Consider the following 25,540-nt stretch of genomic DNA (forward strand, 5'->3'; position numbering starts at 1 on the left):
ACAGGCTTTGTCGCGCTTCGCAATGCGTGATGTCCCACGTATGTGCGCTGCACGACGAGGCTGGCCGGCAAAAAATGCCCGCCTTTGCGAGACTTTGGGAGTGGACTCGAGCTGCGGAGTTCCGCTGGACTGGCGGATGGCGGAGGAAAAGTCGACGCGGCCGCGCGGGTCGATGCGCGCGGCCGGCAATGCTCGACGCGATCGCGTCAGGCGCCGAACGCCGGATCGCTCATGCTGTCGCGCCCGGTTTCGACGTGACCCGCGAGACGGCGCAGGAACGCGGAATCGGTGTCGACCGTGATTTCGATGTCATACCAGCCGTGCGCGTCGCGCAGATCGACGTAGAGCTGCTCCGCGTCGCCGCCCCGCACGCGCCGCGTGATCGTCTTCGACGGATCGTAGGCATTCTTCACGCTGAAGGTGCATGCCGCGGTTCCGCGGTTCGCGAGCCGCAGTTGCAGGTTGCCGTTGGCGACGTCGTAGCCTTCGGCGACATCCGGCGCGGCCTGCTCGCGCGACCACCAGTGCGACTGCGCGCTCGCCTTGCCCGCGATCCGCCGCAGAAAGCCGTTCGGGCCGTGCACGACGAAATCGAAGCTGCCGTCCGCGTTCGCCGCGACGCTGTCCGCGAGACGCTTGCGCGCTTCGACCGTATAGGTGCGGGGCGCATCCGCGCTCGCATTGCGATACAGCAGAAAGACCGCGCCCGCGCGTCCGGTGTTGACGAAGTCGAACGAGACGGCGTCCTTCGACGCATCCGGGCGCGCGCGCACGAAAAGCTCGTACGGCAACGCGCGCGCGGCGCGCACGCCGGACTCCTGCTTCGGCAGCGCCTGCGCGGCGGGCGGGACAGGCACATAGTCGGGATGGCGCTGCTTGTCGGGCGGAACGTAGCCGCTCGTCGCCGGCAGCGTCGGCATCGCGCTATTCGGATTGCGGAAGTCGAACGCGGACGTCAGATCGCCGCAAATCGCGCGACGCCACGGCGAGATGTTCGGCTCGGCGAGGTTGTGCGCGCGCCCGAAGCGTTTCTGGATGAAGCGGATCACCGAGGTATGGTCGAAGGTTTCGGAGCATACCCAGCCGCCTTTGGACCAAGGCGACACGACGAGCATCGGCACGCGCGCGCCCAGGCCGTAGGGGCCGCTCGCGTATTTCGCGCTGCCCGGAAAGATCTCCGCGCTGGTATCGACCGTCGAAAGACCGTTCGCGCTCGACGTCGGCGGAAACGGCGGGACGAGGTGATCGAAGAAGCCGTCGTTTTCGTCGTAGTTGATGAGCAGCGCCGTTTTGCTCCACAAATCCGGATTCGACGTCAGCACCTGCAACACCTGATCGATATACCAGGCGCCGTAGTTCGCGGGCCAGTTCGGGTGCTCGGAAAACGCCTCGGGCGCGACGATCCACGAGACTTGCGGCAGCGTGCCCGCCGCCACATCGCGCTTCAGGATCGAAAAGTAGTCGTCGCCGGCGACCGCGTTCGTGCCGCGACGCGCCTTTTCATACAGCGGACTGCCGGGCTGCGCATTCTGATACTGCTTGAAGTACAGCAGCGAATTGTCGCCATAGTTGCCGATGTACGCGTCGTCGGTCCAGCCCCACGAATTCTTCGCGTCGAGCCCCGTGCCGATGTCCTGATAGATCTTCCACGAGATGCCCGCGCGCTCCAGCACTTCGGGGAACGTGGACCAGCCGTAGCCGGCTTCCGCGTTATCGACGACCGGGCCGCCGCCGGTGCCGTCGTTGCCGACATAGCCCGTCCACATGTAGTAGCGGTTCGGATCGGTCGATGTGTTCGTCGAGCAGTGATACGCGTCGCAGATCGTGAAAGCGTCGGCGAGCTGATAGTGGAACGGGATGTCGTCGCGCTGCAGATACGCCATCGTCGTCGTGCCCTTGAACGGCACCCATTGGTCATAGCGGCCGTCGTGGAACGCGCCCTTCCCGTCCGTCCATCCGTGCGGCAAATCCTGCAGGAACTGCAGGCCGAGATTCGCGGCGTCCGGGTGGAACGGCAGCACTTCGCCCGCACCGGACGCGATCGGCTGATTGAACACCGGCTTGCCGTTGGGCAGCGTCACGGCGGTCTTGTCGCCGAAGCCGCGCACGCCGCGCATGGTGCCGAAGTAGTGATCGAACGAGCGGTTCTCCTGCATCAGCACGACGATGTGCTCGATGTCCTCGATCGATCCATGACGGTTGTTCGCGGGAATCGCGAGCGCCTGGCGAATGCCGAGCGGCATCACGTTCAGTGCGGCGGTCGCGCCTGCGGCCTGGGCGGCCGCGCGCAGAAAGTCACGACGGTTCGTGTTTTTCATTCGTTTTGCGGGAAGTAAATGGATGGGTCAGTCAACCGTGTGAATCACCGGTGTCGCGAGCGGTTCCGACGCGGCTCGCGCTATCGCGGGCTGCGCCGCTTCATCGGATGCGCCTCCTGTGGCCTGTTTCGCCCAATTCTGAAGCTCGCTCGTCGCGGATGGGCCGGATGTCGCGGATGTTTCGGACGATACGTCGCGCGTGAGCCCGGCGGAGGCCGATGATTCCGTGTCCCGCTCGCCGCAACCGCAAACGATTGCACTGGCGCAAACGACGAGACACGCCACGAGCGCGTGACGGCATGCAACAGTGGACATCGGGTTCTCCGGCTTCGGTCGCAGATCGATACAGCGCTGCGAAGCTTAGCCACGGCTTGTGTAAGCAATATGACCGGTCCGCGATACCATAGGCCGCGTATCGACAACAGGACGAAAAGAGCGTGATACAGCGTGACGATGCAAACGGGGAACTTCGCAGACAGGCGCTTCTGCTCGCGATGGCGCTATCGCTCGGCAGCGCCATCGCGCTCGGGCTCGCGCGCTTCTCCTACGCGCTGCTGCTTCCGCCGATGCGGCTCGACCTCGCGTGGAACTTCGCCCAGGCTGGCGCGATGAATACGGCGAATGCGTTCGGCTACCTGCTCGGCGCACTCGCGTTCTCACGATTGTCGATGCGCGCGCCGTCGCGCACGCTGTTCGTCGCGGGCTGCGCGCTCACCGTCGTCCTGATGGCGGCGAGCGGCACGACGACCGATACCGACGCCCTGCTCACGTTACGCGTCGCGACGGGAATCGGCAGCGCGCTCGTCTTCGTGAGCGGCGGCGTGCTGGCGGCACGGCTCGCATCGATGTCGCCGCGCGACGCCGGACTCGTCATCGGCTTGTATTACGGCGGCACGGGCTGGGGCATCGTGATCTCGTCGATACTCGTTCCGCTGACGGTCCTGCCGGTCGCGCACGGCTGGCGCGTCGCGTGGTTCGCGCTCGCCGCGGGTTGCGCGGCGTGTTCCGGCGCCGCCGTCTGGGCCGCGCGGCGTATCGAGTCCGCGCAGCCTGTTTCGGCGACGCGTCAAGGTACGGACAGCGCCGCGGGCGCGCCGGTTCGGCGGCGGCGTTTCGCGCTCGCGCTCGCCGGATACGGGTGCTTCGGTATCGGCTATATCGGCTACATGACGTTCATCGTCGCCCTGCTTCGCAACGCAGGCATGAGCGCGGCGGTCGTGATCGGCTTTTATATCCTGCTGGGCGTGGCGACGGTCGTATCGGCGCGGATGTGGTCCGGGCTGCTCGATCGCATGCGCGGCGGTCAGGCGCTCGCGATCCTCAACGGACTGCTCGCCGCCGCAACGCTCATTCCCGCGATGTTCGCGCATCCGCTGGCGGCGTTCGTCTCGGGTACGTTGTTCGGCGCGACGTTTTTATCGGCGGTGGCATCGACGACGGCTTTCGTGCGGCACAATCTGCCGGCGAATCAGTGGCCGCGTGGGATCAACGCGTTCACGATCGTGTTCGCGCTGGGGCAGATCGTCGGTCCGGTCGTGATCGGACGGGTGTCGGACAGCGCCGGGCTCACTCGCGGACTCGTTTATTCGGCGCTCGTGCTGGCTGCCGGCGCGGTGCTCGCGGGCTGTCAGAAAACCTTGCTGAATAGACAGGATGCCTGAGAAATTCTCGACCCTTCGCGCAGATCAGATTCGGTTGCCCGCACGCGCCTTCTTCATCTTCGCGTAGACATGCGAGCAGAAGGCGTCGGCGACCACGCGATTGACGGTGAGAATGTTGTCGGCGCTCAGGCTCTCGCGTGAAACGCCCTGCTTCTCGATGAGCCGCTGCGGAATCAGCTGGCTCACGAACGAGTGACACAGTTCCTTGCGTGCCGGCGCATCGACGGATTCGAAGTACTCGCGGCCGGCGCGGATCTCCTCGCTCATCTTGGCTTTGGCCGTATCGTTCTGAACCTGAATGCTGGCTTCAAGATGCGCCTGCGCCGTATCGCGCGAACGGCGGTCCTTCTTGTCGTCCTCGAGTTGCTTCGCCTTGATCGACGCCATCTTGCGGTCCGCTTCGCCGATGCGGTAATTCCCTTCCAGCGCCTTGAACAGATAGCCGCGCGGACTGACCGTCACCTTGCCTTCGTTGAGCTTATATCGCGTGTATTCGATCGCCTGTTCGAGCCGCTCGTCGGTCCACACGTCGCGCCGCTTCGCGAGGCGCTCGAAGTCGGGGGTATCGAAAGCGAATTCGTTGTGCAGAAGCAGATACATCGAATCCTGAATGCCGGCGCGCGCCGCGTCGGCGCCCTGCTTCTTCGTGAAGCGGAAACGGATTTTCAGCTTGTCCGCCGGAACGCGATCGGCATTGGGCTCCCAGCTGACATCGAAATCGGAGACTTCGTTGAGCTGGTCGATGGCGGGCTCGAGGAACCGCTTCTTGAATTCCTTCACTTCCTTGCGCGATTCGCCGACCTTGCCGGGCCATTCGAGCACGTCTTCGAATGCGAACCACTCGGTCACACCGTGGCCTTCGCACGGAATGAGGCGGTCGTAAATCGCGCGGGCGAGCGAAAGCGAAAAAGCCGTCGATGCGCGCAGGCTCAGCCAATGCGCCTTGTACGGGCTGATCAGATATTTGATGACCCGCCCGGCAAGCAGGACGCACACGACGTTGCGCTCGATGTAGCAGTCACCCAGCAAACTGATGGTGCCCCACGAGTCCTTCTCGGTCAGTTCCTCGATCGACGGCGCGGTCATGATCTCGACGCGCGCCCGGGCCGCGGCTCGCATCTGCGCGATCAGATGACTGTGGTTGCGGCTGTCGTAGCGCATCAACCACTTGAAGTAGTTGACGTCGGCCGTGAACGTATAGACCTTGTCGTCGATGAGTTCTTCGGGCGCCTTCGTCGCAACGATGAAGTACGCCGCATCGAGCACGCGCCGCGCGGCGATGCCCAATCCGCCGACCCGCGTGAAGATGTTGTTGCGCAGGAAACCGATGTCCCTCGTCGACTCGCAGATCGCCGATCCCTGCGCGGACATGTCTTCGTAGATGTCCAGCGCCAACTGCTGCGGTGTGACAGTGAGGTCTTGGTTTTCCATGCTTCCGATTCGGCTTCGATCCCCGGCACTCTATCAGGCGAGCGAGGGGTGTCAACACAAAAACCACCCCGCTGCTGCTTCACGTTATCCGCACAAAAATCGCCCCGCTCGCTGAAGCGGATCACAATTTCCACCCCGGTCGCCACAATTTCCGCCTCGTGCGGCCCAATTTGCGGCGCTGTCCGCACAAAAAGCGCCCTAGGCGTCACAAAAAGCACCTCTATCCACAGGGTTGCGTGTTGATTTTTAAGGGAAATGGGTGGCGCTGTTTGTTGGTGGGTGGGTCTAGGTTTACAAAAAAACTGAACTGACATCGACTGAGTTTACGCTCGCTGCGGCGAATGAACTTCGTTAAGTCGTTGAATCTAATATAGAAAAGCGGATGAGAGCGAACCGCACAAAAACCGCCCCCGGGGTGGTTTTTGTGCGGACGCCGCAGTGATTTCACGATGCTAAGGATTCAACTCGTTCTTCGCCGTCTACTCAATTCAGGGCACCGAGCGGTCTATTTAGAAAAGAACGAAAAATCAAGGGGTTGGATATACACCGCTGGCCGATCGGTTAAAACTCGACGCAATACAACCTTGTTTACGCGTATTCGTGTATTCTGCGCTTCGACGTCAATACTTGGAGAAAGCGCAGAATGGCAAACGTAGGCACGCTACCTATGGAAGACCGGAAGGTTACGCTCCGCGAAGTTGCTGAGTTCGCGGATAACCTGGAACCCTTCTCGGATAACCTTCGTGAACAGATTCTGGCGCCGCGTCCGCGTAAGCTCGCGCCGTTCTATACGATTAGCGAACTGGCCGAGATGTGCAATCTGACTCGGCAGCAGATTCAATATCTGGTCACGAAAGGCGAAGGCGGGCTTCCGACAGGCACGCTGAACGGCAGCGGCCGCAGCCGGACATTTACTCTGCCTGAAGTGCGCGTCTGGGTGAAGATGGCTTCCGATATCTACCAGACCCGGCTCGACGACAGCAACGGCACGTTCAGAGGCAAGGTGCTGACAACGGCTCAGTTGAAGGGCGGCTCGGCTAAAACCACAACGACGGTTTGCCTCGCACAGGCGCTGACGCTTCTTGGCCGCAAAGTATTGCTCATCGACCTCGATCCGCAAGCTTCGGCTTCGGAGCTGTGCGGTCTCTATGCCGAAAAGGAAATCTCCGGCGACGACACCGTGCTGCCCTATATCTACGATCAAAACGTAGAGGGCGGTCTCGGCGCGAGCGTGCAATCGACGTATTGGGATGGCCTCGACATCATCCCCGGGCATACATTCTTATATGGAGCGGAGTTCTTGCTGCCGGCTCGCCAGAAGACCATTCAGGGCTATCGATTCTGGGCAGTCTTGCGCGAGGGTCTCGAGCCATTGCGCTCGCAGTACGACTACATCCTGATCGATACGTCACCGTCGCTGTCGTATATGAATTTGAACGCGCTGCTCGCCGCCGACGCGCTCGTCATGCCGATGATTCCCGAGAATCTCGACTTCATTAGTTCGCTCGCGTTCTGGCGACTCTTCTCGGACGTTGCCGAAGACTTCCTTCCTTACGAGGAGGATAAGGTCTACGACTTCATCTCTATTTTGTTGTCGAAGGTGGATTACGGCAAGACGTCGTCCGCGCCGGTTGTTCGGCAATGGGCGCAAAGCGCATACGGGCGCTGGCTCGACCCGTTCGAGATTCCGGCCAGCTCGGTCATGAGCGGAGGCGCGCTTTCCTTCTCGACGGCACTCGACGTGGTCAGCACGCATTCAACGGCGAAGTCGCTTCAGCGAGTGCGGCAGCCCATGATGCAATATGCCAAATGGCTGGATGATATGTTCGTCAAATCGTGGAGGGAGTCGGCATGAGTAATAACATCCGAGAACAACTCATGGCCAAGACGGCCAACCTGCCGAAGCCCGCGGATTTCAAAGGCGAGAACAAAAAGGATAAGACCACTCGTGGCCCGCAGACGATGCCGGGAATCACGAGTGCGCTAGCTGCTGCACAGCTTCGGATCCAGGAACTCGAAGCCCGAGGTGTCGACACAGAAATCTCGGTCGATGCGATCGTGCCGAATCCATGGCAACCGCGTCGTCAATTCAACGAAGGCAAGCTTTCCGAGTTGGCGCGGTCGATCGGTGAGGTTGGGCTGTTGCAGGCGGTAACGGTTCGACGAGTCGGAGAATCGTTCCAACTCGTTGCGGGCGAACGACGCTGGCGCGCACATAAGCTGATCAACAAGGCGACTGTTCGCGCAGTTGTGATCGACTGCACGGATCAGGACATGGCGGCTTTGGCGTTGATGGAAAACGTGACGCGCGATGATCTGTCTGATTATGAAATCGCCATCGCGATTCGTCGTGCGGAAGCGGAATTTCCGAACCGAACGCGGCTCGCGGAAGCTATGGGCATTACTCGTAGCGACCTGTATCGGTTTCTTGCATATGATGCGCTCCCGGACTTCGTGAAGCGGGATCTGGATTTGAACCCGTCCGTGCTCGGAGCATCGTCGGCTCAGGATATCGCGAACGCACTGAAGAAGACGGGCGAACATGGACTCAAGGTGCTGCAAGAATTGTGGCCGATGGTGCTGTCGGGCGACCTGGTTCAGACGAAGGTTGCGCCGAGTTTGAATGCACAGGCCAGCCGTGGAGAATTGGCGACGGATGCCGGTGGGCGGAGCATCCTGAAGATCTTCGCCGGAAAGGTCCAAGCCGGGAGCATCACGAAGGATGTCAAGGGACTGACCTTCAAATTCAAAGCCGGAGTGATGACAGAAGAGCAGGAAAATCAACTTAGAGAACACATAGGGAAGATGTTCTCCATTCGGTCTGAGTAATTTTTTGAACCCGCCTCGGCGGGTTTCTTTATGGGCGACAAACCAAGTTTCGCGTGACGAAGAATCAAGGGCGAGAGTGGCATGTGTCCGAATTCGGACACATGTCCGGGTTCGAGCGCGTAGGCACGATGCGCGACCATTGTTGCCAACGACCTTGGTGTCCGAATTCGGACACATGCCCGGGTTCGACGGCGTAGGCACGATGCGCGACCACTGTTGCCAACGACCTTGGTGTCCGGATTCGGACACATGTCCGGGTTCGAGCACGTAGGCACGATGCGCGACCACTGTTGCCAACGACCTTGGTGTCCGAATTCGGACACATGCCCCGGTTCGACGGCGTAGGCAGGATACGAGACCATCGTTGCCAGCGACCTTAGTGTCCGAATTCGGACATGTATGGCCGGCTTGCCCGCCGTGGGCTGCAGGCGAGGCCTTCGCTAACGGGCCTCGATCGCATGACGGAGCGCACCAGCCGAAAAAATGTCTTCCGCTCCGACAGCGCGACCGTAACGAGCGATCCGAATCCGGGAAGGCGCGACGCTGCTCAGCCGTGTTCGGAACTCGAGGCCACCGATCACTTCGCTCCTCACCAGCGGAAGCGGTTGCACGCGGAGTGTCCGAATTCAGACACTCAGTGGGAGACGAGAACATCAAAAACCCACGCAGTGAGTACATCGATTGGACAGCATGCGACGACGAATCTCCGGCAATCGGTACGCGTGGGGGAATGCTCTGCCCGCGCCTGTGCTCCTCGCGTCTATTCGCGAACACCGCCATCTTCATTCACACCCCAAGCCGACGGACCGCGACCTTCTGCTTGCGACCGCGGAAAGCGGAAGTGCTCGACGGCACTCGAAAATAAAAAACGCTGAGTACGTCCCTGTCTCGCCCAATGAGGCGCGCCGACGCCGTTACCGCTGTTAAACCTGCAACCCGCCTTGGCGCCCGATTGCCATTAGCTGAAGTGAATGGCGAAGGTCGAGGAGGAGTGGTGATTCTTTATCGTTGCCGCCAGAGACAAGAGCGGACCATGCGACGCTAATTGAACTGGTCCATTCGCCACGCCATACCTTGTATTTTGCGTGCATGGATAACGAATGTCCGCGGACTGACTCAACGGTGGCTCAGGACCATCGCAAGGCGAAATCGGTGCTCGGATGCGGCCGGCCGATCATTCGTGGCTAGCCAAAGACCAATGCGCCAACGTGACGGGTATCGAAACTTCTACTCGTGCGTGGAACAAAGCGAACCACAATAGCATTCAAAAAACTAATTAAAAATCAATCGGTTAGATAAACAAACTCAACTTGTTTCACGAAAAGAGGTCCACCGAACAGTCCGAATCATCGCGAAGCAGCCCGGTCGCCAAATCTGAACGCCCGAAAGACACCCGCAACTCGCCGTCTGTATCAAACACTACATAATCCGTAAAGTTGAAGTCGTCGACCATTGAAAATCACCATAATCCGACCGAGCCGAATCACGCGATACGTTATATCATTTCGCCGTTCACAGCGATGCGCCGCCTCCATGCCCGGACCGCGCCGACCAAACGAAACGTTATAACATCACATCCAGCGACCGTGTTCAGTCCAAACCCAACATCAATGCCCGCCCGCGCCCTCAACGTCCTGCCTTGGACGGCGCTCCTAATCACAACTGCGGCCAGCGCCCAATCTCAACCGATAAACGACACATCGCTCCAACCGATCTTCGTAACCGCGAACCCGCTAGGCTCAAACGCCTTGGCATCCCCGACAAGCGTCCTCGACGGCACTGCCCTCACACTGCGACGCGCCGACTCCCTCGGCGAAACCCTGAACGGACTGCCCGGAGTCTCGACGACAACCTACGGTCCGATGGTCGGAAGGCCGATCATCCGCGGCATGGACGGGGACCGAATCCGCTTGCTGCAGAACGGCGTCGCGGCTTACGACGCATCGTCGTTGTCCTACGACCACGCCGTGCCCCAAGAATCGCTCTCAGTGGAACGGGTGGAAATCGTGCGTGGGCCGGCGGCGTTGCTCTACGGCGGGAACGCGATCGGCGGAGTAGTGAATACGATCGACAACCGCATCCCGCGCGACCCGATCAAAGGCGTGTCGGGACAAGTCGATGCCAGCTACGGCGGCGCCAACGATGCCCGCGCCGGCGCCGCGCAAGTCGAAGGCGGAAATGGCCGATTCGCTTTCCACGTCGATGCCTTCGATCGCGAGACGAGTAACGAGCGCATCCCCGGATTCGCGCACTCGGATGGTCAACGCGCGCTCGACGGCCCCGATTTCGCGCAACCCTACGGCAGCATCCCGAACAGTGACGGCCGCTGGCACGGCGGCGCCGTCGGCTCGTCCTACACGTGGACGGACGGTTACGCGGGCATCAGCTACAACGGATACGAGGCGAACTATGGCTCGGTCGCCGAGGACGATGTGCGTCTTCGCATGCATCAGGATCACATCGCGGCGTCGTCGGAGATACGCAATCTGCAAGGCCCCTTCAGCCGGTTGAAGCTCGACTTCGCCTACACCGACTACGAGCACAAGGAGATCGACGACGGCGAGACCGGCACGATTTTCCGCAATCACGGATACGAGGCGCGCATCGAGGCCCGGCACCGGAAGATCGGTCCGCTCGATGGCGCGATCGGCGTGCAACTCGGCCAGAACACGTTCTCCGCGCTCGGCGATGAAGCGCTCGTGCCGACATCGCAGACGACGAACGCGGCGCTTTTCGGTCTGGAAGAGTGGACGGTCACGGATGCGCTGAAGTTGAGCATCGGCGCACGCTACGAACACGTGAACATCGATCCGACGTCGGGTGGAAACGAAAAATTCGCCGACTCCCCGAAGCGCGATTTCAACGCAGGCAGCGTCTCGGCCGGCGCGCTGTTCAAGCTGAACTCGGCGTGGAGCCTCGCCGGCAATGTCGCGTACACGGAACGCGCGCCCACGTACTACGAGCTTTACTCGAACGGTCCGCACGATGCGACCGGCCAATATCTGATCGGCAACCCTGACGCGCAAAAAGAAAAAGCGATCTCGACCGATTTGTCGATGCGCTTCGCGAGCGGCGCGAACAAGGCGAGCGCGGGCGTCTTCTACAGCCGCTTTCGCAACTATCTGACGGAATTCAACACCGGCCGGCTCGTCAACGACGACGATGAACCCGTCGCGCCCGGCACCGACGATGCGCTCAACGAAGCCGTCTATCGCGGCGTGCGCGCGGAGTTCTACGGCGTCGAACTGGACGGAACCTGGCGCGTCTTCGACAAGGGCGCGCAACGTCTCGATGTCGAAATCGTCGCGGACTACACGCACGCGCGCAACATCGATACCGGCGAGGCATTGCCACGCATCTCGCCGCTGCGCGCGACGCTCGCGCTCGACTACGCGTATGGGCCGTACGGCGCGAGAACCGAACTGGTTCACGCGTGGGCGCAGCATCGCGTGCCGGAAAACGAACTGCCGACCGCGAGCTACACCACGCTCGGCGTCATCCTGACGTACAAATTTCGCGTCGGCGCGACGAACTGGCTCGCCTTTCTGCGCGGCCAGAACCTAACTAATCAGGAAGTGCGCTACGCGAGCTCGGTCGTGCGGGACATCGCGCCGGAAGGCGGCCGCAGCGTGATGATCGGCTTGCGTACCGCCTTTTGACGGCGAACGCGAGCGTCAAACGCGCGCCGACTTGCGGGCTTGCGTCGACTGATACGGCTCGCCGGCCTTGAAGCGTTCGAGCCGTTCGCTCGCAACCGACAAGGCCGCGAGCGACGCGCGCCGCAACTGATGATCGTAGAGCGACACGATCGCCGCGATCCGCTCGAAGTCCTCGGGCGCGAGGATCCACGAACCGGACGTGCGTCCAATGTCGAAGACGGCGGCCATCGACTGATCCGCGAGCAGCAGTTCTTCATGCGAGAAATCGCCGTGTCCCGCTTCGGCGAGGAACTTGGCGAGATAAATCGCCTCGGTGACATGCTGCGCCGGCGCGACATCCGACGAACCCGAGCGCAACGCCGTCAGCGACATATGCGCCACGAGTGCGAGCTCGTCCGCCACTGCGCGCGGGATGGGAAGCAGCTGCGCTTTGCTGAGCCGCGCGCGCGTCGCTTGCGGCGAGCGCTGAAAAGGAATAGTGCGTGACATGCGAGGACCGATGAACGTTGACCTTTTCAGGTTAACGTTCATCGATCGTCGAATCTGAAGGGTGCCGGGCGCGTTCCTGTTCAAAATGTTCGACGACGGCGATCGCGCGCTCGCATTGATCGGCGTCCAGCGTGTGGATGCTGCATTTCTCCGGCTCGACGCCGATCGCCTGCGCGAGCCACTTCATGCCCTTGGAGCGCGCCTCGAAAACATTGCAGCCGTCGCGCCGGACCTTCGCCTGCACGAGCGGTTCGAGAACGGCGTGCAGTTTCACTTTGAGATCGCGCAAGCGGGCATCGGCGAGACGGCCGAGCGGGACGTTACGCGTGCTGCGTGGAAAGATGCCGATCCACGCCTGACAATCGGCGCACAACCAGAGCGGGCCGTGGTCTTCGCGATACGGATAGGCCTCGTCGCCCGCGCGCGTCAGGGTCGCGGGCGCGCCGCAGTAATCGCAATTCGGATGAGGCAGAGGTTTGACAGGTCGGCCGACACGCATCGTCGAAAATCCCGGGCGGGAAATCCAATATAGCAAAACCGTGCATCGTCTTCGAAACGCCACGCGATTGAAAGCTCGATGCATGCCGCGATATCGCAATCTGCTTAAGCAAGCGCGTTCGCGCAGATGCTGCCATGCGCGCCGGCCAAGGAAACCGCGGATCGGGAATTTACTTTTCCGATCCGCGGTATAGGGTAGGAGTGCGTGCTACCCGCCACGCGCTTTCGGGGCTTACAAGCCCCATCCTCAAGTTCCATCAGAAGCCCGGAAGGCGCGGCGTTTCGCGCTCGAAACCGGGTCCCAGCATGCGTGCCCGCGAGTTCGTCGCAGGCTTGCAGTCCTCAATCGGTTTCTTGACTCAAGAAGGTGATGGCGATGAGAGCAACTCTTCTATTGGCCGCATCGGCCGCAAGCGTCTTCGCGATGAGCGCCGTCGCGCAAACGCAGAACATGCAGATGGCGCCGGCCCAAGGCAGCACCGCGCAGCAGAATGCGCAAGACGGCAGCACGGCAACGAACGATTCCAGCTATGGCGGAGCGATGTCGACGAGCAAGTCCGGCAGCGCATCGCGCGATGCCTGGACGGGCAGCACGATGCAACTCTGCACGCCGGGCCTGAGCTGCAACATCTATAGCGGCCAGTAGCAATGTGCGAAGGCGGCGGGGACGCCTTCGACGAATTCGATCCTCGTTCCATTTCGCAGTCCCCCAATGGCGGGGCTGAATTCCTCCCGATGCATGGTTTTTCCAGACGATCGTTCGGTCGATAGTTGAGCCCATCAAAAGACGGCCGCTCATCGGCCCCGCGTGGCGATGCTCCCACACGACAGACTCTTGACCGCAGCGAAATCAAATAGTCAGCCACGCGGATCTCCGGGCTTCACATTCGTCGAGGCCACGTTCGTTCTCTATGCATAAGCCCATCTGGACAGCCGCGACCGCGCGGCCCGTAAGGAGGTATCCGAAATGAGATCCCATCAGACAAAGCGTGCGACGTTCCTCGCGATCACGATGCTCACGTGCGCCAGCACCTTCGCCGCGACTGCCGCGACCGACGCCGATCCGCTCGCGTTCACGGTTCAGACGCCAACGGGCGGAACGTCACGCCTCATTTACGCCGATGACGACGGCTGGCGCCTCGACGATCGCGATGCGAACCTGAAGCCGACGGAAGCGCGCATCACGCAGGCGTCGACGGAACCGCAAAAGGAAGCGTCGGCGGGCGAGCGGCCGATGACCGTGTTCATCGACGGTCCAACGGGCTTCACTTACGTATGGATACGCGATCAGGGATGGAAGTACGTCGGCCGAATCTCAGGACGCAATCATTGATTCGCGCAGCGCTTGCCGGCATCGTCGGCGTTTGGCTGGTCGCCCATGCTCACGCAGCGGCCGCAGCCGACAACTCGCTGATCGATGCATGGCGGGCCGTGCGCGTCGCCGACTGCGCGCGCTGCCATGGCAAGGATCATGAAGGACTCGCCGCGCCGTCGATCGTCGGCTTTGCGCGCACGCAGAGCCGCGAGCGCTTCATCGCCGCGATTCTCGACGGCAATCCGCCGTTGGGTATGCCGGCCTATCGCGGCAACGCGCTGATCGAGAATCACATCGACGCGATCTATCGCTACTTCGCGGCGCGCGCCGACGGCAGCATTGCGGCAGGCGCGGTGCCAGCGCGTGAGTCAGACGAGTCAGCTGACGCACCTACACTTAAACAGCGCGCTATCACTCACGGCGCGAACGGAGGTTGATCGTGAACTCCCCTCAATCCGCCGGCGACGGCGCCGGCTGGACCGACAAGCTCGATGACGCCGCCACGCTCGCGATGCTCGTCACGGCGATCGGCGCGCAGCAGACGAAGCTGGCCGCGAGCAAACACACGGGGCTGAACGGACAGGTCGATCGAGCGCAACATCAGAAGTCATTGCTCGGCGCTTTCGGATTGCTTCGGATAGCTGATGATATTCCGGATGCCGCGCGATTCGGCCCCTTCGCGAAGCACCCGGCGACGTATCGCGCCGCATGCCGCATCTCCAACGGACAGCCGTGTCCGCAGCCGGACACGTCGCCGGACGTTCGCGGCATCGCGCTCAAGTTCTTCACGGAAGAGGGCGCCGAAACCGATCTGCTGATGACCAACGAAGGCGGTCGCTCACATGCGCGCGACCCCGCTCAGTTCATGGCGGTCGCCGATATCATCGTCGCGTTGCTTGCGGAAGGCACGGTGAGCGGGATCGCGCAGGGCTTGCGCGAGATGATGATGGCAAGACTCGGGCCCGTCGAGGGCGCGCGCATTCTGGCGATCCTTTTCAAGGAAACCAGAGTGCATCACGTCGACAGCCTGGCGACGGAGCATTACTGGGGATCGGTCGTGCAACTAGGGCAGGCGGCGATCAAGTATTCGCTGCATCCGCATCCGTCGACGTCCTCGGGGACGAACGCCGAGCGTCATGGCGACAACTATCTGCGCGCCGATATCTGCAATCGTCTGGAGCAAGGTCCGGTCAAGTGGCAACTCGGCGTGCAATTCTTCGTCGATGAAGAAACGACGCCCGTCAACGATGCATCCATCGCGTGGAAGTCGGATGTAGTGACCATCGGCGAACTCGAAATCGATGCACCGCCATCCGTCGACGACGAAGCGCGTATCGAACGGCTCGCGTTCAATCCGGCCAACGGCTTCGCGCCGCTCGGCATCACGCACGCACGCAAGGATGTCTACGCGGCGAGCGCCGCGAATCGCGAGGAGCGAGGCGTGCTGTCGAGCGAGGAAGCGAGAGCGTTGCTGGCCGCACGCTAGCGGACGAGCGTCGCGCGGCTGCGCAAGATCGCACGTCGCGCGACGTTTTTCTCCGATAATGATGCCCATTTCAGCAGCGAGCGCTCGCGCCGGGCGCTGCATCGATATCGGAGTCCGCCATGCATCTTGCCGGCATGATCCTTCCGATCTTTGCCATCATTCTCACCGGATGGGTGGCGCGCGTGTCGGGCTACATGCCGCATGCGCTCGCGCCTTCCCTGATGCGCTTCGCATATTACGTCGCGATGCCCGCGCTGGTCTTTCTGACCATCGCCGACGAGTCGCTTCGCTCGCTGCTCGAATGGCGCTTTCTCGCGGCGTTCGGCGGCGGCTCGATGATCTGCTTCGCCGCCGTGTTGCTCGTCGCGCGCATCGTGCGCGGCGCGAGTCTCGCATCCGCTGCGATGCTCGCCGCTGCCGTCGCGATGACCAACACCGGCTTCGTCGCGCTGCCGATCCTGAAGACGCTCTACGGCAAGCCCGGCGTGCTCGCGGCGGCGGTCGCGACGGTGTTCGTCGGCGCGATCATGTTTCCTGTGCTTGTCGTGCTGGTCGAGATCGGCCGGATGGATGCATCGCGCAAGATCGATGTCACCGCGCTCGTTCGGCAGATCGCGACCAATCCCGTCATTCTCGCGACGATTTGCGGACTGCTGTGGTCCGTCGTCGGATTGACGCTGCCGGTTCCTGTCGCATCGTTTCTCACGATACTCGGCGAAGCACTGACGCCATGCGCGCTCTTCGCGATCGGTCTCGATCTCACGCTCGACGAGTTGCGCGGACGCGTCAATCTCTACGCGCTGTTGACCGCGCTCAAGCTCGCGATCGTGCCGCTCGTCGTGTACGCGCTGTGCCTCGCGACAAGACTCGGTCACGACGCGACCATCGCCGCGGTCGTGTGCGCCGCCGTGCCGACCGCGAAAAGCGCATACGTGCTTGCTTCGGAATACGACGTCGAGAAGGGCGTGGTCGGCGCGGTCATCTCGATGACCACGCTCTTTTCGATCGTCACCTTGCTCGCGTGGCTCTACGTGCTCTAGTTGCGATCACACGTCGCCGAGTTCTTCGTCGACGTTGCGCTCTTCGTCATCGGGCGGCGAAATGCCGAGTGCCTTGTCCCATTGCGGCTCGCTCAGATAGCGCTCGCGCAGGAAGTCGACGAACGCTTTCACCTTGGTCGTTGAACGATGCGAAGTCGGATACACCGCGGACAGCCACAACGGCGGCGCAGCGTAATCGGGCAGCACGCGCACGAGACGGCGTTCGAGCAGATCGCTCGCGGCGACCATCGTCGGCAGATAGACGACGCCCGCGCCCGCGCGCGCGAACTCGAGCAGCAGATGCACGCTATTGGTTTTAAGGACCGCGTTGAGCGCGATCTCATAGCACTCGTTGCCCTTCATGAGCGGCCAGTTGTCGCCCCACGGATAGTGCGCGTAACGCGCGAAATCGTGACGCAGCAAATCGAGCGGCGTCTCGATCGCAGGCTCTTCCTTGAGATACGCGGGCGTCGCGCACAATACGCCGCGCACCGGAAAGAGCTTGCGCTCGACGAGCAGGTTCGACGCGGGCGGATAAATCTGCAGAGCGAGATCGAAGCCTTCCTGCACGGGATCGATCACGCGATCGTTCACCGTCACGACGAACTCGATGCGCGGATGCGCCTCGCGAAACGCGATCAGCGCCTGCGAAAAGTGTCCGAGCGCGAAGCCGGGCAAGACATGAACGTTGAGCGTGCCACAGAGCGATTGCGTTTCGGGAATCGCGCGTCCCGACAGCTCGTTCACTTTCGACACGAGCAGCAGGCAATCCTGATAGTAGGATTCGCCGACTTCCGAAAGCCGCACGGCACGCGTCGAGCGATGAAACAGCGCGACGCCGAAGTGCTCCTCGAGTTGCTTCACACGCGACGTGACAACCGATTTCGCCACGCCGAGCTGCCGCGCCGCGCTCGCGAAACTCTGCGCTTCGGCTGCGCGAACGAAGGCCTCCATCGACATGAAGAGGTCCATGCTTCCTCCTGGCTTATCCCGCGGCTTTTCTATAGCGCAGTGGCGTGGTTCCGAGCCGTTTCGAAAAGAGCGCCGTCATGTGTTGCTGCGACGAAAATCCGCACGCGGCGGCGATATCGACAAGCGGCGCATCGTCCGCGCGCAACATGCGCGCAGCGGCGCCGATGCGCTTCTCCAGCACATAGCGATAGAGCGAATAACCGGTACGCGCCTTCACGCCATCGAAGACCGCGCGCACGGGCAGATCGAGCTCGGCGGCGATATCCGCGCAGGACAGGTTCTGATCGATGTTGTCGGCGACATAAGCTGCGAGCGTTGCGAATGTAGCGTCCGTCAGCGCCGATTTACGTTCGCGCGCGGCGCGTTCGAGATGACGCGTCGTCTCGATCCACGCGAGCGTAGCGACGCACTGCAGTTCCCACGGATCGATCTTGCCCGATCCGTCATGCGCTTTCTGACGCGCATAGCGCACGAGATGACGGATCGGATCGGCGTCGAGATTGCTGCGGCTGCCCGCGCGACGCAACGGTTCCGCGTTGCGATCGGCGATGCGGTCCACGAACGCATCGGCATATCGAAACGCGATGAAGCCATGCCGCACATCGTGCGCGTCGATACGCATGCTGCCGCCGCGCGGATGATACGCGGCCGTTTCCGCGCGAAACGTGAAGGGCGCGGCGGGGCCGTCGTCGTAGCGCGTATCGGAGACGATCGTGCCGAGCAGCAGGCAGATCATGTCTGACGAATTGCTCAATTCCAGCGAATAAGGTCGCGGGCCCGAGATGCAGTATTCGAGTCCCGGAACGCCCGCGAGCTTGCTGAAGCGGTCGATGCGAGCGGGCGCTGCAATGGCGCTCATCGTTACGTCTCCTTTTCTCGCGGCTTTCGATGCCGCTGTCCACGCGAGTATAGATGCGAGCGCAAAGCTCTTGCACGCGCGATGGGTCGCCGTTTGCGAACGCCGCGTGCGTGCTTTGTGCGTGGTGTAAACCCGCATCCGCCGGAATCTGTAATTTCCGAAACCTGAAAGACCGATACGCCGCGCCTTCGTAACGTTCGCTCATACGACACGAACGACCGGAGACGACGATGCAAATGCGGCACCCGAAATCAAAGATACGACGACGTCACGCATGCGCGCTCGCCATGCTTGGCGCAACCTGCACGATGGCCCACGCGTCGGGCATTCCCTTCGCGACGGACCGTCCGCAAACGTGGCAGTTCAGCAGCGACTTCGAAGGCACTTATGATTCCTTCGGCCAGAACCTCGAATGGAATCACGACAGCCGCGCATTCGATTCACACGGCAATCAGGTCGCGGGTCCGGGCACGAACACCTTCGTCGGGCTATCGACGTTCATCCACTACTGGAAAGTGCCGTCGCTGCCGCATGTCGGCTTCAACGCGAGCATTACGGTGCCCGCGATCCGCACGCAGGGCTCGCAATTCTCGGCAAGCGGCATTGGCGATCCGCTCGTCGGCGGGCTCGTCTGGTACAACCCCGCGCCCGCGACGACGCTCGGCTTTCAGACCTATGTACAAGTGCCCGTCGGGCAGAACGCGGTATCGACGAATACGTGGTCGTTCTGGCCGTCAGTCTTCTATGACGACTGGTACGGACACCTGAACGTAGACCTCCTGCTCGGCGGCATTCTGCGCGGACGCACGCTGCGCTCGGGTCAGGACGATCTGAGCCCGGGCAACACGTTCCATCTGAATTTGCGTGTCGGCTACAGCATCTCGCCGCCCGACAACCCCTTCGCGATTCCTTTCGTCGGCCTCGACTATCAGACGAGCGGGGGCACCTTCAATCAGACGGCGGGGATGCCGCTTTCCAACAGCGCGAGCCGCGAAACGACCGTGGGACTCGGCGTGCTGTTCCAGTTCAAACCGAATAGCCTGCCGTTCCTGCACCAGAAGATGTACGACCAGCTTTCGATCCAATACCAACACTCGGTTTCGGGCCGCAACACCACGCTCACCAACGGAATTCTCGTGCAGGCGTGGCACTACTGGTGAGCACATTCAAACGATGGAGACAAACATGAGTGAGACGAACAAGCTTTCTGCCGCATCGCGGCGCAGCTTCATCAAGGCCGCTGGCGCAGGAACGGCGGCGGCGGCGTTCGGCGCGGTGTCGCTCACGGCGCGCGCGGCGAGCGATGTCAAGTTCGACGCGGAGTATGACGTGGTCGTGTGCGGCGGCGGTGGCGGCGGATTGCCGTGCGCGCTGTTCTCGCGCTGGCTGGGAAACCGCGTCGTGATTCTCGAGAAGGCAGGCAGCGTCGGCGGCACGGCCGCGAAGGCCGCGTTCTGGTACTGGGTGCCGAACAACCAGCCGATGCGCCGCGCGGGCATCGCCGATCCGAAGCCTGATTACATGCGCTATGTCGCGCGTCTGTCGCGGCCCGAGCAATACGATCCGTCGTTGCCGAAGCTCGGTCTGTCCGACTGGGAGTACGAGATGTGCGAGGCGATCTACGACAGCGCATCGCCGGCGGCGGAGTTGCTCGCGAGCAAGGGCGCGCTGCCGTATCGGCATGAAGGCGCGGTGCCGGATTACTGGGCCGAGTTGCCCGAAGACAAGGCGCCGCGCGGCCGCGTGCTGTTTCCTAAAGACGGCTTGCCGAGCATGTCGGACGGCGGCCGCGTCGCGATCCGCACGATGAGCGCGGCAGCACGCCGAGACGGCATCGACATCAAGACGGGTTATCGCGTGCAGAAAGTGCTCGTCGATGAAACGGGCGCGGTGATCGGCGTCGAATCGCTGACGGAAGAGGGCACGCTCTTTCGCGTGCGCGCAAAGAAGGCGGTGATCTTCGCGACCGGCGGCTTCACGCACGATCCCGAGTTGCGCAAGAACTTCCTGCACGGCGCGGTGTATGGTGGTTGTGCAGCGCCAACCAACGAAGGCGATTTCGTGCGGATTTCCAGCGCGCTCGACGTGCAGTTGCGCAACATGAACTACTCGTGGATGGCGCCGATCTCGCTCGACAAGGCCATCGCGAAGGATGGCTCGCTGTCCGGCATCTTCACGCCGACGGGCGATTCGATGCTCTACGTGAACAAGTACGGCAAGCGCGTCGTGAACGAGAAGCTCGCATACAACGAGGTCTGTGCGGCGTTCTCCGAATGGGACGGCGCGAAGGGCGAGTATCCGAATCTCACGCTCGTTTCCATCTGGGATCAGCAGGCGCAGGAGCATTGCGCAAGCGATGACTACGGCAGCCTCATCGTTCCCAAGGGATCGAACGACCGGCACGTACTGCGCGGCAACACGCTTGCGGAACTGGCGGGCGCGATTCGCGAACGCATGGCGAAGTACCAGAGCGCGCTCGGTAGCGCCACGTTGAGCGACGACTTCGTGCGCAGTCTCGACGCGACGATCAAGCGTTTCAACGGCTTCGCGAAGACGGGCGTGGATCAGGACTTCCATCGCGGCGAGCGCATCGTCGAGAAGCTCTTCAACGGACCCGTATCGAAGAAAGCCGATCAGAAGAACGAGACGATGTATCCGCTCTCGGCCAAAGGACCGTATTACGCGGCGCTCATCGTCGCAGGCAATCTCGATACCAAAGGCGGTCCGAAGACCAATTCGCATGGGCAAGTGCTCGATACGCGCGGCGAGCCGATCAAGGGTTTGTACGGCGTGGGCAATTGCGTGGCGTCGGCGTCCGCGCGTGCTTACTGGGCGGGCGGCGGCACGCTCGGACCGATCATCGCGTTCGCGTATCGCGCGGCGCAATCAGCCAATGGAGGTCAATCATGATTCGGATGGCTAACTTAATTACGATATTCGCGCTCGCCAGTTCTGCGGCACATGCGCAGCAGGACAGCGTCGCGATCGGCAAGAAACTCACGACGAACAACTGCGCCGTGTGCCACACCTTCGGCAAGGGCGAACCCAACGGACAAGGGCCGAATCTCTTCGGCATCGTCGGCAAGCCGATGGCATCGGAGCCCGGATTCAAGTATTCGGCGGGCATGAAGGCGGCCGCGTCGGGCAAGGTCTGGGACGACAAGCTGCTCGACGCGTGGCTCACCGACACGCAAGCCGTCGCGCCCGGCAACGCGATGACCTATTTCGAAGGCGACGAAGCACGGCGGCAAAAAATCATCGCGTATCTGCGCACGCTGCATTGAATCCGACATCAGGAGACTAAAGCATGAACCCCATCACCATGAGCGACGAACAGCGCAAGACCATCGCGCTCGAATATCTGCGCAGGCTCGATCGCGGCGCAGGATTCTTCGATCTCTTCGACGATCACGCCGAAGTCTATTTCCCCAAATGGGGCATCGCGACAGGCCGCGCGGCCTTTGAACAACTCTTCGCGGACCTCGGCTCGATCGTCGCGAAGTTCAAGCACGATCTCGCGTATCTGAACGTGATCCAGCAGGGCGATACGGTGGTCATCGAAGGCACGAGTTACGGCACGACGCAAAGCGGCGTCGACTGGCGCGCGGGCGTCACGCACGCGGGCCGCTGGATCGATGTCTTCGAGATCCGCGACTTCAAGATCCAGCGCTGCTTCATCTATCTCGACCCGGATTACGAAAGCGCGGACACGCAGCGCTATCCGTGGCTCGCGGATAAAAACGCGCAAAAGTAAGTACTTTCCCTAGGGCTGCGATCGAGCACGCATCGTTCGGCAAACGCGAACCTCGATTCATTGCCTCGCAGCGCTCGCCGCCCTAATCTTGATTCCAGCGCGACACCGCGAACGTGACCGCGGACATGGAGACAGACATGCAACAGACCCGACTCGGCAGCCTCGATAACTATCGCAAAGGCAATATCGAAATCATCAAGGGACAGGCATCGCATTACGTGATGTCCAACGTGTTCGACGTGGCGAGCCAATCCGCGCCGTACGAAAAAGTGGTCGTCGGCAAGAACCTCAAGTACGTGATCGAAACGCTGCGCGCGGAAGGCGTGTCGGCGTGGTTCACGGCATCGCACGATGAATTCGTCGTCGCGCTCGATGGCGAGATCGACGTGCACTTCATCAAGCCTTCAGATGGCGCGCTCGTAAGCGCCGATATCGAAGGCTCGGTGAAACTCGAAGGCGAACCCTTCGGCCAGAAGATGGGCTTCGTGCGCTTGCGTCGCGGACATCAGGCGCTGCTGCCTGCGGGCGCGGCGTATCGCTTCGAAGCGAGAAAGACCGGCGTGCTGCTCGTGCAGACGATTGCCGGCGCGGAATCGGTCGAGAAATGGGCCGACATCTGCATCCAGTAACGCCGCCGCGAACTCTCATCTTTCGGAGCAAAAACATCATGGATCAAGCCATTTTTCTGCAAAGCGTCGTCGCCACCGACCCCGATGCGTCCACCGGCTATCGCACGTTCAAGCTCGGCGAGTTCGAGTTCAGCCGCGACGCGTATTTCGTCACCGTGAAGTGGCCGGCAGAAGGACAGACGCGCTCGCATCAGATGCACGCCGACGACTTCCTGCGCGCGATGATGCGCGACGTCGCGTGGGGTTTCTTCTACGGCTGGGTCAATTTCGATGAAGTGATCGGCACGCGCAATCACTACGGCAAGGTCGACATGTATGCCGGCGCGTACAACGCGAGCTTCCGCGAAGCGGGCGTCGATTACACGCAGCAATTCGAAACGCCGATCATCATGGCGACGTTCAAGGCAATCCTGAAGGACTGGGTGAACGAAGGCTTCGATCCGTTCGCGGCTCCCGAGGAAACCGGCTCGGCATTCGGCGCCAAGCACGGCGACAACATCGCGGCGATCGACCGCACGCGCATCGCGACGAAGCGCATGCCGGGCCTCGAAGGCGATTCGCCGTTGCGCGACGACTTCCCGGTGAATCGCCAGTTCGCGGACGTATCGCAAGACGAGCCGGAGATTCACGCGGAGCCTGGATTCGAAGGGCAATTGCACGCGTTCAGCCTCTTCAAGTATCTGTCGCGTTCGGACGTGACGTGGAATCCTTCGGTCACGTCCGTGTGCAAGCAAAGCCTCTTTTGCCCGACGACCGAGGAATTCGTGCTGCCGGTTTTTCACGGCAACGATCGCGTCGAGTGGTTCCTGCAACTGTCGGATCAGATCATCTGGGATGTGGCCGACAAGGACACCGGCGAGCCGCGCGCGCGTATCACGATGAACGCCGGCGATATCGCCGCGATGCCCGCCGACATCCGCCACAAGGGTTATTCGCAGAAACGCTCGATGCTTCTCGTCTGGGAGAACGCGACGCCCGATCTGCCGAGGCGCTACGAAAGCGGCGAACTGCCGCCGTATCCGGTCGCGTTCTAAGCCGCCTACGGTTTCCCTTCGACAAGAACGATGCCTTGAAAAAGGCGTCGCGGGGAACGCTTCGTCTTCAATCTTCGACACGAGCAAGACATGCAAACGCAACTCTTCATCGACGGCCGCTTCGTGGCCGCCCTGTCCGGCGAAACGCTCGCGACACTGAATCCGCACGACAACAGCGAGATCGCGCAAGTCTCGATGGCCGGCCGCGAGGATGTCGATCGCGCGGTTCAAGCCGCAAAAAAGGCATTCCCGGCGTGGAGCGCGATGGCGGCGGCGGATCGCGGACGCCTGCTCCTGAAACTCGCCGACGCGATCGAAGCGAACGCCGATGAACTCGCGCGCCTCGAATCGATGGACACCGGCCATCCGATTCGCGATACGCGCAATCTCGACGTGCCGCGCACGGCCGCGACGTTCCGCTATTTCGGCGGCATGGCCGACAAGTTCGAAGGCTCGGTGATTCCTGTCGAAGCCGGCTTTCTCAACTATCTGACGCGCGAACCGGTCGGCATCGTCGGACAAGTGGTGCCGTGGAATTTTCCGCTGATGTTCACGAGCTGGAAGATGGCGCCCGCGCTCGCGGCGGGCAATTGCGTCGTGATGAAGCCCGCCGAACTCACGCCCTTGTCGAGCCTCGCGATCGCGCAGTTGATGGCCGAGGTCGGCTTTCCGGCGGGCGTCGTGAACGTGCTGCCGGGTCTCGGTCACGTCGCGGGTCAATACATCGCGGAGCACCCGGAGATCGGCAAGGTGGCGTTCACCGGATCGACGGCGGTGGGCCGCAAGATCGTGCAGGCATCGAGCGGCAATCTGAAGAAAGTGCAGCTCGAACTCGGCGGCAAAGGGGCGAACGTCGTGTTCGGCGACGCGAATCTCGATGCTGTCGTGCAAGGTTCCGCGTTCGGCATCTTTCATAATCAAGGGCAGGCGTGCATTGCGGCGTCGCGGCTGATCGTGCACGAATCCATCGCCGATGACTTGCTCGAACGCTTCACGTCGCTCGCGCGCTCGATCCGCATCGGCGATCCGCTCGATCCGTCTACGGAAATGGGTCCGCTCACATCGCAGATGCATCGCGATCGCGTGCTTTCGTATGTCGATGTCGCGCGGGAGCAGGGCGGTCGCGTGCTCGCGGGCGGCAAGTCGCCGGACGCCGCGGGGCTCGCGAAAGGCTGCTATGTCGAACCGACCATCGTGCAGGCGAAGCCGACCGATCGCGTCGCGCAGGAGGAAGTGTTCGGCCCGTTCGTCACCGTCAGCACGTTCAGATCGGATGAAGAAGGACTGGCGATTGCCAACGGCACCGAATACGGCCTGGGCGCGGGACTCTGGACGCGCGATCTGCAACGCGCGCATCTCTTCGCGCGGCAACTGAAGAGCGGCATGGTGTGGATCAACTGCTACAAGCGCGTGAGTCCGGGATCGCCTTTCGGTGGCGTCGGCGCGAGCGGATACGGACGCGAGATGGGCTTCGAAGTGATGCGCGAATATACTCAGGCAAAGTCGGTGTGGGTGAATGTCGACGCCAATATTCCGCCTTACTATCCACGTTGAGCGCACCCGAAA

General features: G+C 61.9%; 22 protein-coding genes. 16 read left to right on the forward strand and 6 right to left on the reverse strand.

Translation table 11 applies throughout. From position 1 onward, the window contains the following. Nucleotides 1–206: 206 nt before the first annotated feature. Nucleotides 207–2,318: a phosphocholine-specific phospholipase C gene (locus QCE58_RS14835; RefSeq protein ID WP_250522407.1), complete on the reverse strand. Its 2,112-nt coding sequence runs from the start codon at nt 2,316–2,318 to the stop codon at nt 207–209. 494 nt (nt 2,319–2,812) lie between these two features. On the opposite strand from QCE58_RS14835, the gene QCE58_RS14840 reads away from it, so the two are divergent. Then, nucleotides 2,813–3,979 (forward strand): YbfB/YjiJ family MFS transporter, encoded by a 1,167-nt coding sequence (locus tag QCE58_RS14840; RefSeq protein ID WP_250437543.1) that lies wholly within the window; start codon nt 2,813–2,815, stop codon nt 3,977–3,979. 24 nt (nt 3,980–4,003) lie between these two features. Here QCE58_RS14840 and QCE58_RS14845 read toward each other — a convergent pair whose 3' ends face one another. Next, nucleotides 4,004–5,410: a replication initiation protein gene (locus QCE58_RS14845; RefSeq protein WP_008346150.1), complete on the reverse strand. Its 1,407-nt coding sequence runs from the start codon at nt 5,408–5,410 to the stop codon at nt 4,004–4,006. Nucleotides 5,411–6,053: 643 nt separating this feature from the next. On the opposite strand from QCE58_RS14845, the gene QCE58_RS14850 reads away from it, so the two are divergent. From QCE58_RS14850 to QCE58_RS14860, 3 genes are all read left to right on the forward strand, one after another. After that, complete coding sequence (locus QCE58_RS14850; protein ID WP_033536892.1) at nt 6,054–7,265, forward strand: ParA family protein; 1,212 nt, start codon at nt 6,054–6,056, stop codon at nt 7,263–7,265. Then, the gene (locus QCE58_RS14855) at nt 7,262–8,239 is read left to right on the forward strand and encodes a ParB/RepB/Spo0J family partition protein (protein ID WP_250522406.1); all 978 of its coding nucleotides are present in this window, start codon (nt 7,262–7,264) and stop codon (nt 8,237–8,239) included. The genes QCE58_RS14850 and QCE58_RS14855 overlap by 4 nt, the downstream gene beginning before the upstream one ends. A gap of 1,610 nt (nt 8,240–9,849) precedes the next feature. Beyond that, nucleotides 9,850–11,898 carry a TonB-dependent receptor gene (locus tag QCE58_RS14860; RefSeq protein ID WP_250522405.1) on the forward strand — a complete coding sequence of 683 codons (2,049 nt, stop codon included), beginning with the start codon at nt 9,850–9,852 and terminating at the stop codon, nt 11,896–11,898. 15 nt (nt 11,899–11,913) lie between these two features. Here the strand turns inward: QCE58_RS14860 and QCE58_RS14865 are convergent, their stop codons facing one another. Together QCE58_RS14865 and QCE58_RS14870 are read right to left on the reverse strand one after the other, a co-directional pair. Then, on the reverse strand, nt 11,914–12,387 hold the full coding sequence (locus QCE58_RS14865; protein WP_008346145.1) for a hypothetical protein: 474 nt from the start codon (nt 12,385–12,387) through the stop codon (nt 11,914–11,916). Between the two features lie 31 nt (nt 12,388–12,418). Then, complete coding sequence (locus tag QCE58_RS14870) at nt 12,419–12,886, reverse strand: zinc-finger-containing protein (protein WP_175980297.1); 468 nt, start codon at nt 12,884–12,886, stop codon at nt 12,419–12,421. Nucleotides 12,887–13,261: 375 nt separating this feature from the next. Between QCE58_RS14870 and QCE58_RS14875 the strand changes: the two genes are divergently transcribed. From QCE58_RS14875 to QCE58_RS14895, 5 genes are all read left to right on the forward strand, one after another. After that, the gene (locus QCE58_RS14875) at nt 13,262–13,531 is read left to right on the forward strand and encodes a hypothetical protein (protein WP_239295284.1); all 270 of its coding nucleotides are present in this window, start codon (nt 13,262–13,264) and stop codon (nt 13,529–13,531) included. A 321-nt stretch (nt 13,532–13,852) separates the two neighbouring features. Then, the gene (locus tag QCE58_RS14880; RefSeq protein ID WP_008346140.1) at nt 13,853–14,218 is read left to right on the forward strand and encodes a hypothetical protein; all 366 of its coding nucleotides are present in this window, start codon (nt 13,853–13,855) and stop codon (nt 14,216–14,218) included. Next, on the forward strand, nt 14,161–14,637 hold the full coding sequence (locus QCE58_RS14885) for a cytochrome c (protein ID WP_309779789.1): 477 nt from the start codon (nt 14,161–14,163) through the stop codon (nt 14,635–14,637). Before QCE58_RS14880 ends, QCE58_RS14885 begins: the two co-directional genes overlap by 58 nt. A 2-nt stretch (nt 14,638–14,639) precedes the next feature. Beyond that, the gene (locus QCE58_RS14890) at nt 14,640–15,686 is read left to right on the forward strand and encodes a catalase (protein WP_250522403.1); all 1,047 of its coding nucleotides are present in this window, start codon (nt 14,640–14,642) and stop codon (nt 15,684–15,686) included. 119 nt (nt 15,687–15,805) lie between these two features. After that, complete coding sequence (locus tag QCE58_RS14895; protein ID WP_008346134.1) at nt 15,806–16,726, forward strand: AEC family transporter; 921 nt, start codon at nt 15,806–15,808, stop codon at nt 16,724–16,726. 6 nt (nt 16,727–16,732) lie between these two features. Here the strand turns inward: QCE58_RS14895 and QCE58_RS14900 are convergent, their stop codons facing one another. After that, nucleotides 16,733–17,698 carry a LysR family transcriptional regulator gene (locus QCE58_RS14900; RefSeq protein WP_008346131.1) on the reverse strand — a complete coding sequence of 322 codons (966 nt, stop codon included), beginning with the start codon at nt 17,696–17,698 and terminating at the stop codon, nt 16,733–16,735. A 13-nt stretch (nt 17,699–17,711) separates the two neighbouring features. Further along, nucleotides 17,712–18,557 (reverse strand): AraC family transcriptional regulator, encoded by an 846-nt coding sequence (locus QCE58_RS14905; RefSeq protein WP_250437530.1) that lies wholly within the window; start codon nt 18,555–18,557, stop codon nt 17,712–17,714. A 287-nt stretch (nt 18,558–18,844) separates the two neighbouring features. Between QCE58_RS14905 and QCE58_RS14910 the strand changes: the two genes are divergently transcribed. From QCE58_RS14910 to QCE58_RS14940, 7 genes are all read left to right on the forward strand, one after another. Further along, nucleotides 18,845–19,717, forward strand: coding sequence for a transporter (locus QCE58_RS14910; RefSeq protein ID WP_033536889.1), 873 nt, complete (start codon nt 18,845–18,847; stop codon nt 19,715–19,717). A 25-nt stretch (nt 19,718–19,742) separates the two neighbouring features. Continuing rightward, nucleotides 19,743–21,467, forward strand: coding sequence for an FAD-dependent oxidoreductase (locus QCE58_RS14915; protein ID WP_250437528.1), 1,725 nt, complete (start codon nt 19,743–19,745; stop codon nt 21,465–21,467). Then, complete coding sequence (locus QCE58_RS14920) at nt 21,464–21,841, forward strand: cytochrome c family protein (protein WP_250522402.1); 378 nt, start codon at nt 21,464–21,466, stop codon at nt 21,839–21,841. The genes QCE58_RS14915 and QCE58_RS14920 overlap by 4 nt, the downstream gene beginning before the upstream one ends. Before the next feature lie 23 nt (nt 21,842–21,864). Beyond that, complete coding sequence (locus QCE58_RS14925) at nt 21,865–22,311, forward strand: nuclear transport factor 2 family protein (protein ID WP_250522401.1); 447 nt, start codon at nt 21,865–21,867, stop codon at nt 22,309–22,311. Between the two features lie 137 nt (nt 22,312–22,448). Next, nucleotides 22,449–22,940, forward strand: coding sequence for a hydroxyquinol 1,2-dioxygenase (locus QCE58_RS14930; RefSeq protein WP_250522400.1), 492 nt, complete (start codon nt 22,449–22,451; stop codon nt 22,938–22,940). A gap of 38 nt (nt 22,941–22,978) precedes the next feature. Beyond that, the gene (locus QCE58_RS14935; protein ID WP_250503808.1) at nt 22,979–23,974 is read left to right on the forward strand and encodes a hydroxyquinol 1,2-dioxygenase; all 996 of its coding nucleotides are present in this window, start codon (nt 22,979–22,981) and stop codon (nt 23,972–23,974) included. 90 nt (nt 23,975–24,064) lie between these two features. Continuing rightward, a complete protein-coding gene (locus QCE58_RS14940; protein ID WP_250522399.1) occupies nt 24,065–25,528 on the forward strand; it encodes an aldehyde dehydrogenase family protein in 1,464 nt (487 codons plus the stop codon). Nucleotides 25,529–25,540 lie beyond the last annotated feature (12 nt).

Origin of the sequence: Caballeronia sp. LZ028 (assembly GCF_031451415.1) — a bacterium.
Classification (GTDB): domain Bacteria; phylum Pseudomonadota; class Gammaproteobacteria; order Burkholderiales; family Burkholderiaceae; genus Caballeronia; species Caballeronia zhejiangensis.